The organism is Actinacidiphila rubida (assembly GCF_900110255.1).
Classification (GTDB): domain Bacteria; phylum Actinomycetota; class Actinomycetes; order Streptomycetales; family Streptomycetaceae; genus Actinacidiphila; species Actinacidiphila rubida.
On the sequence record NZ_FODD01000083.1, the window covers coordinates 1 to 14097 of the forward strand.

Annotated in this window: 9 protein-coding genes; 7 read left to right on the forward strand and 2 right to left on the reverse strand. The window is 66.7% G+C overall.

Annotated features, from left to right (window positions below):
• Window positions 1-27: 27 nt before the first annotated feature.
• Together BMW99_RS42830 and BMW99_RS38015 are read left to right on the forward strand one after the other, a co-directional pair.
• The gene (locus tag BMW99_RS42830; RefSeq protein WP_265737217.1) at window positions 28-150 is read left to right on the forward strand and encodes a hypothetical protein; all 123 of its coding nucleotides are present in this window, start codon (window positions 28-30) and stop codon (window positions 148-150) included.
• A gap of 303 nt (window positions 151-453) precedes the next feature.
• A complete protein-coding gene (locus BMW99_RS38015) occupies window positions 454-873 on the forward strand; it encodes an RICIN domain-containing protein (RefSeq protein WP_143080619.1) in 420 nt (139 codons plus the stop codon).
• A gap of 34 nt (window positions 874-907) precedes the next feature.
• Here the strand turns inward: BMW99_RS38015 and BMW99_RS42550 are convergent, their stop codons facing one another.
• Both BMW99_RS42550 and BMW99_RS38025 read right to left on the reverse strand, forming a co-directional pair.
• Window positions 908-1576 (reverse strand): hypothetical protein, encoded by a 669-nt coding sequence (locus BMW99_RS42550; protein WP_245791797.1) that lies wholly within the window; start codon window positions 1574-1576, stop codon window positions 908-910.
• Window positions 1573-2403 carry an IS5 family transposase gene (locus BMW99_RS38025; protein WP_069463553.1) on the reverse strand — a complete coding sequence of 277 codons (831 nt, stop codon included), beginning with the start codon at window positions 2401-2403 and terminating at the stop codon, window positions 1573-1575. The genes BMW99_RS42550 and BMW99_RS38025 overlap by 4 nt, the downstream gene beginning before the upstream one ends.
• Window positions 2404-2640: 237 nt before the next feature.
• Between BMW99_RS38025 and BMW99_RS38030 the strand changes: the two genes are divergently transcribed.
• The 5 genes from BMW99_RS38030 to BMW99_RS38050 all read left to right on the forward strand — a co-directional run.
• Window positions 2641-3687, forward strand: a complete 1047-nt coding sequence (locus tag BMW99_RS38030) for a hypothetical protein (protein WP_141726131.1) — start codon at window positions 2641-2643, stop codon at window positions 3685-3687.
• 176 nt (window positions 3688-3863) lie between these two features.
• On the forward strand, window positions 3864-7211 hold the full coding sequence (locus BMW99_RS38035) for a hypothetical protein (protein WP_141726132.1): 3348 nt from the start codon (window positions 3864-3866) through the stop codon (window positions 7209-7211).
• A 741-nt stretch (window positions 7212-7952) separates the two neighbouring features.
• The gene (locus BMW99_RS38040; protein ID WP_245791798.1) at window positions 7953-12518 is read left to right on the forward strand and encodes an AAA domain-containing protein; all 4566 of its coding nucleotides are present in this window, start codon (window positions 7953-7955) and stop codon (window positions 12516-12518) included.
• On the forward strand, window positions 12515-13357 hold the full coding sequence (locus tag BMW99_RS41725; RefSeq protein ID WP_069463556.1) for a hypothetical protein: 843 nt from the start codon (window positions 12515-12517) through the stop codon (window positions 13355-13357). Before BMW99_RS38040 ends, BMW99_RS41725 begins: the two co-directional genes overlap by 4 nt.
• A 484-nt stretch (window positions 13358-13841) precedes the next feature.
• The coding region (locus BMW99_RS38050; protein ID WP_218159331.1) for a helix-turn-helix domain-containing protein at window positions 13842-14097 on the forward strand (256 nt) is incomplete at its 3' end.

Genomic DNA, 14097 nt, shown 5'->3' on the forward strand with positions numbered 1-14097 from the left:
GGCCCCCAGCTAACGATCCGCTGGAGAGTGGAGCAGAGGCTCGGCACCTCGATGCTCCACCGGCGCCTGGTGCGGGACTACGAGTCGAACCCGCAGACCTCCAAGTCCCGCGTCTACCAGAGCTTTTGCGCGAGCGTGCAAAAGGCCTAGCCGTTCGAGTGCTCGCATGGAATCGTTTAACTACGCTTCGCGGCGCGGCCGGTACGGGGGCTCAGCGGTTCGGGGGTTCAGCACGTACCTGCCTCTCTTCGCGCGGCGGCCTGTCGGCGTGAGACTTCCACGCCTTCTGCCGCAGGCATCTGACGGGCTTCTCTCGTTGAAAGGATCACGTTGTCAACGGCACTTGCTCCATGGAAATGGAATCGCAGGTGGTCTGCCTTATTGGTGGGCCTCCTGGCTGCCGTCGCGTTGTTCGCCAGTCCGGTCGCCGCCTCGGCGTCCGAGGGCACTCGGGTGGCGATCGAGAGCTACATGTCGGGTCGGTGCGTGTCCGTGCCCGGCGATGTCGTCGTCGCAGGAGCACGAATGGATCAGTGGGACTGCGGGCTCTACCCCGATCAGTACTGGTACGTCAACCCTTCTGCCAGTCATTCTGGCTGGTTCTACCTTCAGCCCGCCCAGGACGACACGCTGTGCGCGACGTACAGTTCGCAGGGCGGCACTAACCCCGTCACTCTGGAGCCCTGCGGCGTCAATGCGGCGAACGGCAATTTCAACACGCAACTCTGGACCGCCACAGCGAATGGGGTGATCGAGACCGCGCAGGGCTTAGACATGGGTATCGCGGGCACTTCTATGGATAACAACGCAAACATCGACACATGGCCATACGGTCCCTACCCGGACCAGTTCTGGACCTGGATCTCCGAGTAGCCGGAAGCCGTAACGCGCCGTCGTGGACGGACCCTTAGCCGCCACCCATCGTGGCGCCGGGTGTGGGTGAGCTAAGACAGCCTCTACCGGAGCACCGTGCGGCCCGTCTTTCGACGGCGGGGCCGCACGGTGCTTTGACGTGCGCCAACCGCCTGACCCGGTATCGTCGGGGAACCAGCGCAGCGCGAGCACCATGTGAGACGGCGGAACATGGCCACATGCCCGATTCGCTGGGGCGTCGTCGGCTGCTGATTTTGCGGGGTTGTGGAGCGCCTACGCCTGGATGCGGGCGAACAGGCCCTGCTCGACCTCGACGATGAGGTTTTCGGCTGGTCAGCCGTTTGAGCTTGTGGCGCACGTTGTTGACGTTGGTCGCCGTGGCGGGCAGTTCGATGGCCACGGTGACCTCGCGTGCACGCATGGCCCGGTCGGTGGCGGCAAGGGCGGCGAGGATCTGCTCGTAAGCGGGATGCTCGGGCGGATCCTGAGTGACGGGTGGCGCGCTCGGCAGGTCCGGTTCGGGCAGGTCGGCGAGCGTCTTGCGGGTGATCTGGACATGCTCGAGCTGGCGTTCAAGCTCGCCGAGGTGGCTCGTGAGCTGCTCGATCTGCGTGCGCAGCGCCATGGCTTGTGCCTCGATCTGCTGCTCGCGCGCATCAAGGCGCACGAGGATCGCGGAGAGCGTGTAAGGCTGCTCGGTCATGCTCCACGCCAGCTCGGCGCGGCGGTCCCGGTGAGCTTGCGCAGCATGATGGTCGACGCAGCCCAGTACAACCTCGACTCGGTTGTCCGCGGGTTGCTCTCGTAGTCCCTGGTCAAACGCCGTTGCAGTATCAGGGTGCCGTAGGTCTGCTCGACCCTCCAGCGGATCGGCTGCGGGACGAACCCGGCATCGCGCGGGTTGCGCTCGACGATGCGTACGTCGATGCCCAACTCGGCGCCATGCTCGACGACGGCAGTCTTGAATCCTTGGTCCACCAGCGCCGTCTTGACGCTGCTCGTGGCCGCCGCGACCTTGCTCAGCAGCGCGGTGCCGACCTGGTTGTCGTGCACGCAGGCGGCCACCACCACAACCGCGATAATCAGCCCCATGATATCGACGGCGATGCCGTGCTTGCGGCCCGGCACGCGCTTGGCAGGATCCTTACCCGTGGTTGCGGCCGGAACATTGTTGGCCGCGTGCACCGACTGCGCGTCGAGCACGACCAGGCTCGGATCCTCGGTGCGCCCGGCGCGCTCGCGCACCCGGGTGCGCAGCAACTCGCAGATCGTCGCGTCCAGCCCGTCGTCGCGCCACTGGTAGAAGAAGTACTTCACAGTCCAGTACGGCGGCAGGTCGTTGGGCAGCAGACTCCACGAGCAGCCGGCACGGTTCTGGTACTGGATCGCGTTCACGACCGCGCGCATCGAATACCGGCTGACGTTCCCGGTCGCCGACGGACGCGCCGCCTTCCACGCCGCGATCACCGGCTCGATCAGCGCCCACTGCTCATCGGTGACATCCGTGGGATAACCGTTCCGCTCGATCACCCACCCAGTCCACCATCGCCGCACGCGGCACGAGCACAAACCCGAGCCATTTCACCAGAACGCGTGACAGCCACGGATCGCCGCCCAGCATCACTCCAGGTCACAGCCCTAGCAAGAACCAACTCGGACAAGACGCCATGTCCCGCCCTCTAAGGCAGGGTGAGCCCCGAGCCGAGGCGGGCCGGAGCCGCGCAAATGGGTGTGACGCTTGCGCAATTGAGTCCCACACTTGCGGGCATGAACGTCGAAGACACGGCATCGCTGTTCAACGTCCTCCGGGGTTTGCTGCCCAGCGCGGATATGCTGAGGCGAGGCCGGATCCGTGCCGGTGCCCGGAAGCTGATCACCTTGGCCACCTGGCCCGACGACGCCGACACCGATGGATCACACGTTGCACAGCTCGCGCTCCTTCGGGTTCTTCATCTGCAACGAGAGGCCAGGAAAGCCGCCCGCGCCGGCCTGAACGAAGCCACTGCCGTCAGTGCGCGGCTGGCTTTGGAGGCTGCCCTGCAGGGTCTGTACTGCCTGTATGAGCCCAACGGCGTGAGCCGCCTGAAGGCCGCGAACGCGAAGTCCGCTGGTGCCCTGTTCAAGTATCTGGTCGACGACGGGACGGTTCCGCAGGAACTGATCGACCTCACCGTTTCGACGCTTGGTACTCCCGGCCGCTCGGCGGACTTGTTCCAGATGGCTGAGTACATCGACAAAGTACGGCCGGACACCAAGGCCGTCAGCTTGTACCGGCGGTACTACGTGCCGACATCGACGTTCTTCGTTCACACCAACGCCGCATCGCTGCTCCGGCACGTGGATGCGCACGAGCACCTCACCGCGCGTCCCGCCTTTGTCTGGACGCGCAACTCGGCGCTGCGGATCGCTGATGGCAGCGTCGGTCTTCTGGCTGCCGAACTGGCGCGCCACAGTGCAGCGCCGGCCGAGCAGTTCGAGGCATATGCGCAGTCGCACATCGCGCGGGCCTTTACGCCCATGGCGGTGGTGTTGGCTCGTGGGCTGCGGGAATACCTGAGACTGCGGTCCGTGTCCATGCTTGTCCGATCCGTTCGCCGGACGCGGGCCTACGTACAGTCAGAGGAAGCTCTGCGCGATACGCGCGATGTGCGCAAGGCCAGGGTCCGCGACGGTCTCGAATCGAGCATGGGCGGGTGGCTCAACCATGCTGGCGACGTCCGAGACCAGGTTCTGGATACGTTCAGCGAACAGGTACTTGAGGCGTTGGACCGGCGACCGCCCGGACCGAAGTCTCGGATGCAGCCTCAGGAGTGAGGTGCACCCCGCGAGGGAGCCTCCACAATGTGCTCAGTGGTCCCCCCGGCCTCTGACAATCGCGTTGTCCAGCATTCGAGCCGGACGATCGCCGTCCCTGCCGGCAGGATGCGGAGTCACGCGGGCCGGGCCCGCCAAAGGTCCGCTCGATGGGGTACATGGCTACCGTGTGGCAGGTGACTGACATGGCGAGCGCCGCGACCGTGCTGCGCACTGACCTTGCCGAGGCTCTACGCGGACAGGGCGACAACGGCCAGCGAGCAGTGGATCTCCTACGCGCCGCACATAAATTGCTGACCGATCCTGGGCTGTTGCCGGCCTCTGCCGAGGTGGCCCAGTCCTGCTGCCGGGGTGCGCTGGACAGCATCTTCAAGATTGTCGGCGAGTCTCCGGGGATCCAGACCGCGCAGAGAAGCGTGGTCAAATGCGCGAAGGCTCTGGTGGCTGCCTATGGTGAGCGGGAAGATTTGGCCGGGGCACTGTCCGACCTTGCCGACGCGGTTGCTGAGTTGGAGGCCGAGGAGGCGTTTCCCGGCGGCGCACGCATCCGGCAGGTGGGATCGTTGGTGCTGCGGCAGACGGGGCGCGAGGCGGGGGCCGCCGAGCGGATTGCGGCCCGCGAGTCCTGGACGAAGTTCTATCAGGACACCTCGGGGGTGCTGCATGGTTCGGCCAGCAGCCCTGAGCGTGCCGAAGCGGTGTTCATCGGCCTGATTGCCGCAATCGACCAGTTGTTCTTGGGCCTCCCTGAGCGGGCGGCACGGCTCCGCGCGATCGCCATGCTGGAACGTCCGACCGCGGCGGATGCCCGGGAGGTGAAACTGATGACCGACCCGCGGGCGGGGGATTACTTCCTGCGCGCCGCGGTAAGCGCGGACTGGCTGGAGTTGCTTCCCGCTGAGCGGCTGCTGCCCGACGGCAGTCGGTGGCCGGCCATGCCGTACTTGCAGCGGCTGCTCACGCGGGATCCGCAACTGGTGTGCGCCTGGGTCCGCGGGCAGATGAGTGCTTTGAAGGCTTTGGGGCCAAGCGCTGTGGCTTTGGCAGCAAGGCTGCTGATCGACGCGGGTATGACAGCGAGCCCGATCATGCGGGAGGTGCTGCGTGCTGCCGAAGGCGACCGTCGGGTGTCGGAGGCCGTTGCGTGGTGGGCTTGCCGGGTTCCGGTCGAGGACCGCAATCGGCAGTGGATCGCCGTGTTGGAAGGCGTTTTGGCCGATGCGCAGTTCACTGGATGGGAGACGTGGGAGTCCACTCGTCTGCTGCTGGCCCTGGCCGAGGCGGCCGATCCGGAGCGAGTTCAGCAAGATCAAGGAAAGCGGGCGGCCGGGGCCCGGCACGCTCTGGCAGGGCTGGTGAGGCAATACGTGGAAGGAGATCGGCTCGCTTCCTGGAAGGCGAGGACCATTGACCTGGCGCATACGGCCGTCGACGACGACAGATACAGCACGTTCCTGGCGCCCTTGATGCGGGCGCTGCTGGATCACGCTTCTGCCGAGGCCCGTCACGGCACACCGCTGGAGGTACGCACCGGTGCGATGACGGCCAGCACGGGCGACGACATTCAGATCAAGCTGATGACGGCACATCTGTCTCAGAGCGCCGCTTTCGATTGCGCCACCTCCGGGCCGGCCATGGCCACCTGGTGGGACACTGCCGTCGACCTCGCAGGCCGCGTCGTGCAGTCTCAGGTCGTGCACCCGGAGAGCTGGGACTTTATTGAACTGGTTGTCCAGCAGTGCGCACCCGAACGGTTGCCCGCACTTGAACAGGCGCTGGCTGAAGGTGTGGGCCCGGCCCCTACCACGACGGAGATCGATCGGTGGTGCACCGAACAGGCGGCAGAACGCGCTCCGCTGCCTGCCCGATGGCACGTCGTGTGGAAGCTGGCACCGCTGCTTCCTGCAGCTGTGCTGACCTCGTGGACGCTGCTGTTGCAGATACTGAACAACATCTCCGGCCCGGCCGCTCGTCCTGCCGCGCCCACAGTGACGATCGCCGTAGGAGAGCCGCACGGCGGTCTGCCCGTTGCAGCACTGGCGGTCCAAGCTCAGCAGGATGGCCCAGCAGCCGCGGTCGCCTCCCTGGTAGGCGCTGCGGTCGCCGAACGTCACGGCGAGACCGAACGAGACCTCCACGCAGGCGTCCTTTCTGAACTGGTCTCAGCCTCCCCTCAACTGTGGGCGTCAGATCCCGAGGGCGTGGCGACGTCTGCACGCAGCACGAGTGTGCGTGCCGCCTACTTCTCCGCCCTCGACGAGGCATTCCGACGCGAGGAACTCGACGCAGCCACCCATCTCGAGGCAGTAGCCACGGCAGCCTTCGCAGTGCGCCCCGACGAGGGCCGCGACGACAGCGCTGCCGACAGGCTGAGAAGGGTGGTTTGCCGTCTGCTGCAGCGCTCTTGGAACGCGGATATCCCTCCCGGCCACGTCACCGCCCCAGCCGTGACGTGGCTGATCGCACAGGTAACAAGGTGGGCCCACCTGCCCGTCAACGCTCCAGGCCGGGATCCACTGGAAGTGGCGCTGAACACAACTGGCGGCGCGGCGCTGAATGCTCTGCTCACGTGGGGTGGAAAACAAGCCGGTAACGCCCATGGGCACCTACCGACGCCTGTGACGCAGGTCGTCGACACCCTTCTCCATCAACGGCCGGCTCACGGTCCAGCGCTGTCGATGATCGGCGCCAACCTCACCTGGCTCCACGCCCTCGCACCGGGCTGGACCTATACGCACGCCGACTCACTCTTCGCCTTGGACCAGCCGTGGCGACCGGCCCGCACCTGGCTGCGCCACGGCCAGTACCACAGCAGCATCATGAGCCGCTTCAATCAGGAGGATCTCAAGACAACACTGACCCTCCCCGTCAGTGACCACCCTCGCGCACAGCCTGACACCAAAGCCATCAACCGCGAGCAGGCCCAAGCCGCGGTCGAGTACGTGACCTCCGCGCTGATCGACACTGCCGCCCCCCTCGGTGACGCCGCACAGTTCCTGACCAGCCTCGCCGCGCGAACGCCGCGAGGCCCGGATGCCGTCAGTCAGATCCTGTCGAGCCTGGGGCACACGGTGGCCTCGGAATCGCTGGACCCGGCCGTCGTTGATTTCGCCGTCGCCCTGTGGCGAAGCGTGCTGAACGCGCACGTTCCCGCTGACGCGCTGCGGGGAACGGGCTCCTTCGCGCGCTGCCGCTTCATGGACGACCAGACCTGGCTGGAGCTGACCGCTATGACAGCAGCCCAGCAGCCGAACCTTGTTTACCGTCGTGCGATCGCCCAACGGGCCGCCGAGCATCCGCAATCCGCCGCCGCACAGGCCGTGGTCACCGGCCTACTGACCGTCTCGTCGGAACCGCATTGGGAGGACCTGGAAGTCGTCCGCTATGCCCGTCAGATACTGGACGCCGCTCGCTCCGGCCCAGGTCCCGGCTGGACACCACTGCAGCGTGCGCTGATCGATGCCGGTCACGTAGAAGCGGCATTCTCCGACAGCCAGCAGGAAGGCGACACGCCTGCTGGATAGCCCTTCACCAGGCGCCGGTCGCTCCGGAACCGGCGCGTCCTCCCTTCCATTCAGCCAAGCGGAGAGGCGGCGTTGAAGTATCGCCCTGACAACATCACTGCGATCGAAACCTGACCCGGTAGGCGTGGGCGGCAATTCCTTCCGAGCAGCCGGCTGCAAGGCGGGGGGTGCCGCACGCCGCGGCTGCCACTCAGCAGGCAGTCATTGAGGGGGTGTGACCGAGTGCTGCCCGGATGTACGCCACCCGGACCGGCTCATCGCGGCCGGCACCGCAGCGGGTGAGCGAACCCGTCGTACTCGTGCGGCCCGATCCCCGCTTGCCGGGAGCAGGTACTCCGTCGGACCTGTGACCTGCGCTTCGGTTTACTGGGCTGAGGCTGCGCCAGGTCCCGTCGTTCGCTCCTGTTCCCCGTGACTCCCGCCCGATCTGGCGCGCTTGGCACGGTCTTGGGGCTCATGACGACCGTCCCCGGCGGCCCCGTCCTCCTGGCCGCCCGCCGCGCCTACTCCTGACACAGGGCGGTCGGCAGGTGCATTTGCTGCAGGTCAGAGCACATCGGGCTTTCTTTCTGGCGGGTTGGTGGCCAACGGCTGAATGGGCCCGGGTCGGACCGGCCAAGGAACTTGCCCGCCGCAGCCCGTCGGCGCCGTGAGGCAGTTTCGGTCATCCTGCTGGGTTTTCGGTGCTGCGCGTATGGTCCGGCCCCATCCTGGAACGTTCGTCACCGGCCGAGAGGGGAAATGGTGGACGTTCCGCGGCTCCATGCAAGCGATCCCGATGTCATCGGGCAGACCGTCGGGTTGGTGAACTTTCTGCGCGACGTGGTCCACAGCAGCCATCAGCGACAACGCGACGACCGCAGCCGTGAGCACTTGTGGTTGGCGCGCCTACCGGAGTCTGTCCGCCGGCCGGCGGTTCATGACGACGGGCTGCTCCTCACCTTGGAGTATGTACCGCAGAGCGCGGCGCCTGACCTTCCGGAACTGCTGGCCGGCTGGGTGGAGCCGGCCCGTTGCCTGGACCCCGATGGCGGCGATCCGCCCCTTGCCGAGGACGGTCCCGGCCCCGACTCGATGCCTGTGACCAGCAGCGCAGAACCGGTGGAGGAAATCTCCGTTCGCCGTGCAGAGGCTGCTGATGTGCTTCGGGCTTACGGCACGTGGCTGGATCGCTGGCGTAGGTGGGCACAAAGGGAGCGGGCGGAGCGGCCGCTGCGCGAGCTGTACGAGCGGATCTATGCCTGGCACCAGAAGTTGTCCCAGGAGGACGACCAGACGGAACTGGTCTTGGGCGTGGGGTTGTTGACGTGGGTCGGTCCGGGTGAGGAGACGGTGCATCGGCACCTGTTCACGCATCGGGTGGAGACGTCAGTGGACCGTCGCACGGCCAAGTTGGTGGTGCGGCTGTCGTCGGAGAGCGCGCTGCGTCTGGAAGACCAGGATTTCCTGGACAGCGACGACGGATGGGTACGTGAGCGCGGGGCTGCCTTGTCGGAGGAGATCGCCGCTCGGGGTATGGCTCCGCTGGGCTCCGAGGCGCTGGAGCAGTTGGCGCAGTGGCAGGAGCGGGCGACCACGCGTCCCATGGGCTTTAGCGCCCAGTGGGAGCCGCCCCGTGTCGTGGAGAGGGCGGCGCGGGTGACGTACGCGCCAGCTTTGGTGATGCGTCCACGGAACTTCAACTCGCTGCTGCGGTTCTACGATCACATTGCCGAGGCGGTGGCCTCGGAGGGCCGGGCGCCGTTGGGACTGGCGCAGATGGTCATGAACGTCGAGGCCGGGGATCGTTTGGCCTGGGGCGGGGATCAGGTGACTGCGCTGTTCGGGGACGACCCGCTGTTCCCCGGGAAGACGAACACTCAGCAGCGCAGTGTGCTCGGGCGTCTGGAGCACGAGACCGGTGTGGTCGTACAGGGGCCGCCGGGGACGGGCAAGACCCACACGATCGCCAATCTTGTCTCCGCGTTGCTCGCGCAGGGCCAGCGGGTGCTGGTCACCAGTGCCCGTGATCAGGCGCTGACGGTGTTGCGGGAAAAGCTCCCGGCAGCGGTGCGGGATCTGTGCGTGCTGCTGCTGAGTTCCACGCGCCAGGACGGGGCGGGCGAGTTGGAACGCACCATCAACGCGCTCACTGATCAGGTGGCCTCCAGTGACCCCGACGAGCTGCGTGCCGACATCCGCCGCCTGGCCGGTGAGCGGGCTGAGGTGCAGGGCCGGATCGGCTCGCTCACCGAGCAGGTCATTTCGTTGCGCGAGGCCGAGTACGTGCATCGCAGTGTGGCTCCGGGCTATGCGGGGACACTCGCGGAGATCGTGGAGCGTGTGCGTTCCGGAACGGACGCCTACGGGTGGATCGGCCGCCTACCGCAGGACGCTGCCGATGTGCCGCCTGTGGCGGCCGAGCAGGTCGAGGAGCTTGTTCTGCTGCTGCGTGAGGGCGCGGGCCGGCCCCGCGTCGGCGGCGTGCTTGCTGACGCCAGCCGGTTGCCCTTCCCCAGTCGTGTCGCCGAGGTCTTCGCCGCCAGTCGCTTGGACGACGGGAATCTGTCGGCGTCCGCAGTCGAGATCCGAGACCTACTGGCCAGTCTCGACGCGTCCGTGACCGCGGAATTGGGAGCTGTGCTCGAGAACTGCCAGACGGCTCTGCATCACCTCGGGGTTTCTGGCAACGCCACCGGCTGGGATCCGGACTCGTGGATCACCCGGGCGCTGACAGCCCGGATCTCCCGCTCCGAGATGGCTTTGTGGCAGCGCATTGCTGCCGTCACCGACGACGTGCGCCAGGCAGTATGGGATGTGGACGCAGTCGGCTTGCGCCTGGTGTCCGTGCCCAGGGACCTGACCGTGCACAGGGCGGGCCAGCTGGCGGCTCAAGGAATCGCGCTGCGGGGCCACCTGGCTGCGGGCAAGGCACTACGGGGCCGGTTCGCCGGCAAAGTGCAGAAGAACGCCCAGGAGCTGCTGGACTCCTGCACCGTCGATGGGCATCCGCCGCAGACGGTGGAGGATGTCGACGCAGTGCTGGCCTACCTTCGTGCCCTCACCACGGCCGCCGGTGCGTCCACACGCTGGCAGCAGGTGAACACACCCATCGCCGGTGGTGATCTGGAGGTACGGCTGGCCGAACTGGCCGCCCGCGCCGCGCATCTTCAGCATGTCCAGGAATTCGGAGCGGCTCGCGAATACGCCGACGGGCTTCTGGTACGCCACGGCATTCGCCTGACCCTCACCTCCCGGCCGGATTGGCAGGACTTCACCACGGCCGTTGCCGCGTTGGGAGGCCGGCGCGCCGCCGACGAGGCGGTCGCCCAGTTGGCCCAGTGGGATGAACTGCTTCGCTCCCCCGCAGGTGACTCCCAACCGTCGGCGCAGTCCATAGCGCTCGCGCAAGCTCTGCGGGACCAGGACGTGGACGCCTACGCCGGGGCTCTGGAAGCCCTCGCCGATGCTCACCGGCGTGAGCATCGCGCTCGTCGCTGCGCCGAACTCATGGCCGTCCTCAGCGCGGCGCATCCCGTGCTCGCACGCCGCCTCGCAGACACTGCTGCTGCCGATCCCGGCTGGGAAGAGCGCCTGGGTGCTTGGGGGCAGGCCTGGGCCTGGGCGAAAGCTTCGCAGTTCGTGCGCCGGCAGCGCACGCCTGGTCTGGAGCGCAAGGTCCAAGGTGACTTGAGTGAGCACGAAGCCAGGCTCGAATGCGTCACCGGTGAGCTGGCAGCCGCCTGGGGCAGGCTACACTGCCTCGAGCGGATGACCCAGGAACAACGATCTGCGCTGCAGGCCTACCGCACCCACATGGCGTCGTACGGAAAGGGCAAGGGGCGGCACGCTGGGCGGTTCCGCGCGGCAGCTCGCGACGCCATGTCGGTGGCCCAGGGTGCGGTTCCGGCCTGGGTCATGCCCATCGCCCAGGTCGCGGAGATGGCGCAGGCCAAGCGGGACGCCTTCGACGTCGTCATCGTCGACGAAGCCAGCCAGGCCGGCATGGACGCGCTGTTCTTGCTGTGGCTGGCGCCCCGCGTGATCGTCGTCGGTGACGACAAGCAGTGCGCGCCCGCGGTCACGGCCAACGGCCGGCTGCAGGCCATCCAGGACAAGCTGGCCGCGCACCTGCCGGACATGCCCTCACGGCTGCGCCAGCTCTACACCCCGCACACCAACCTCTACCAGCTGCTGTCCACCTTCTTCCCGAAAGTGATCCGTCTCGAAGAGCACTTCCGCTGTGTACCGGAGATCATCAACTGGTCGTCGAACACCTTCTACAACAACAAGCTCCAGCCGTTGCGTCAGTACGGCGCTCAGCGGCTCGATCCTTTGCGGACCCATTTCGTCGAGGACGCCGTGACAGAAGGCCGCGAGGGTCGCATCCGCAATGCCAAGGAAGCCGAGGCGATCGTGGAGTGCCTGGCCCGTCTGGTTGAGGACCCTGCCTACGAGGAAAAGACGATGGGCGTGATCGTCCTTCAGGGCTTCGGTCAGATCAAGACCCTGGAGTCCATGATCGAAAAGCGGATTCCGGGGACCGAACGAGCCAAACGCAAGATCCGCGTGGGCAACGCGGCTTCGTTCCAGGGCGATGAGCGGAACGTCATCTTGCTGTCCATGGTCGTGACGAACCCGCCTCGCTCTGCAGGCGGTGCCAAGAGCGAGCAGCAGTCGTACAACGTGGCCGCGAGCCGGGCCCAGGATCAGATGTGGCTGTTCTACTCGGTGCCGCCGGACCGCCTGAAACCGCAGGACCTGCGCATGAACCTCCTGGCTTACATGCAGAACCCGCCTGCGGCACTGGAGGCCGCCGACGGCATAGGGCCTGTGCTGCCTGACGTCCGGCGAGCTCCGTTCGATTCACTGTTCGAGCAACAGGTGTACTTGGCGATCAAGAAGCGGGGCTATCACGTGGTTCCGCAGTTCCCGGCCGGCAGCAAGCGTATCGACCTGGTGGTGGTCGGGGCTCAAGGTCGTCTGGCCGTGGAGTGCGACGGCGACCCCTTCCACCACGCCACGCGGGAACAGATCGAAAGTGACCAGCGCAGGGACCGCGAGCTGCAGCGCGTGGGCTGGAAGTTCTGGCGGGTACGAGACAGCGACTTCCGGTTCGATCCGGGTGCCGCGCTGGAAGACCTGTGGAGTGAGCTCGACCGCCAGGGGATCAAGCCGGCGAACTACACCCGGCCCGCGCCGCTGAACCCGGTGGCCGGCCCCACCACTGCCTGGCAGCCACTGGACCTCTCATCGGACGACCCGCTCCCCGACGACGGGCCCGTTGATCATGAGATCGACGACGACAGCACGGAGGACGTCGCGTGACCCACGAAAGCGTCCTCGGCCCGCTCGACGGCAATACGTTGAAGGAACTGGCTCGTGTCATCTGCGGCGACGACCACCTGTACTACCGCAGGGGCTTCGAGATCGCCCAGTTCCTTCACAACGCAGGCTGGGTCAACGTTCCCGAGTACGACGGCGAGTACCGCAACGAGTGGACCCTGCAGCAACTGACCGAGCGGCGCGAGTGTCCTGCCGACCTGGAGAAGGTCCTCATCCGGCTCGCCGACGCCCGCGAATACCTCGAGGAACCCGGAATCCTGCCGACCGTCGTCAACGCGGTCAATGCCTTCCTCGTCCACGAAGGCTTCCGCCTAGAGAACCCCGGAGGCAGGCCCAGGATCGTCGTCTGCGACCCCGCCATGGCACACCCCGGCCATCATGCCTCGGTCGAACTCAAGGCCACCATGGCCGAGATCATCCGTGAGCCACGGATGGCCGCACTGCTCCAGCGCCGACTAGACGAGGCCCAAACCTGCTACGCCAACGGAGCGCACGTCGCCGCGATCATCATGCTGGGCAGCCTCCTCGAAGGCGTCCTGCTCACGGTGATCGAGGAACGCAACGCATCCCTGCTCCGAGGCAAGGACCCCGACTACATCGGCCTAAAAGCCCTCATCGACATCTGCCACCAAGCCGACTGGATCGACGTCGACGTCGAACGCTTCAGCCAGGCCCTGCGGGAGTACCGCAATTTCGTCCACCCGCGCCGCGAGTTCCGCGAGGCACACACACCCGACCGCGACACACTCACCGTGTCCTGGCACGTCGTGAACAGCGCTCTCAACGACCTCGCAGCCAGCCAACCCGACCCGGGCGCATAGTCAGGACACCACGCACACCAGGCAGCGGCCATCGTCATACGCACAGGTGCGGGCCGAACCGGTTGCGGTTCGGCCCCCACCTGGCACACCAGGTCCACAGCCCAGGCCCCACTGGGGCAGCGAGGACAAGAGCGGCTGTGCAGGCCGGCACCAACGCACCACCACACGCCAACAGGAGGGGGCACCACACAGTCCTGGATGCCCCGTCCTTCGCCGGTGACGTCACGGCCATCGGTGATGATCGCTCCAGGCCGCGGGCACGATGTCGCCCCTCCCGTGTCGGCGATCAAGTTTTTCCCGGCCTTTTCATGATCGCGATCAGGTAGTTCCCCACCCCGGCGTCGTTCGTCCGGCCGCAGTGAGCGGTGGAGGCATGTTCTCCGGTTCCCGGGTGTCGGCGACGGCTGAAAAGTGGACCAGTGGCGGCGCTTGAAAGTTGACCCCCTTCAAGGGTCTGGCTCGTTGAGTCAGGCCGGGAGGATGGGTGATCAGCGTGGAGGACTGGGCGGAGATCCGCCGGCTTCATCGCGCCGAGCAGATGCCGGTGCGGGCGATCGCGAGGAAGCTGGCCATCGCGAGAAACACTGTCCGCAGGGCGATCGCGGACGATGCGCCGCCGAAGTATCAGCGGGCGCCGAAGGGTTCGATCGTAGATGTGGTCGAGCCGCAGATCCGTGAACTGCTTGAGCAGTGGCCTGAGATGCCGGCAACGGTGATCGCCGAGCGGATCGGCTGGGACC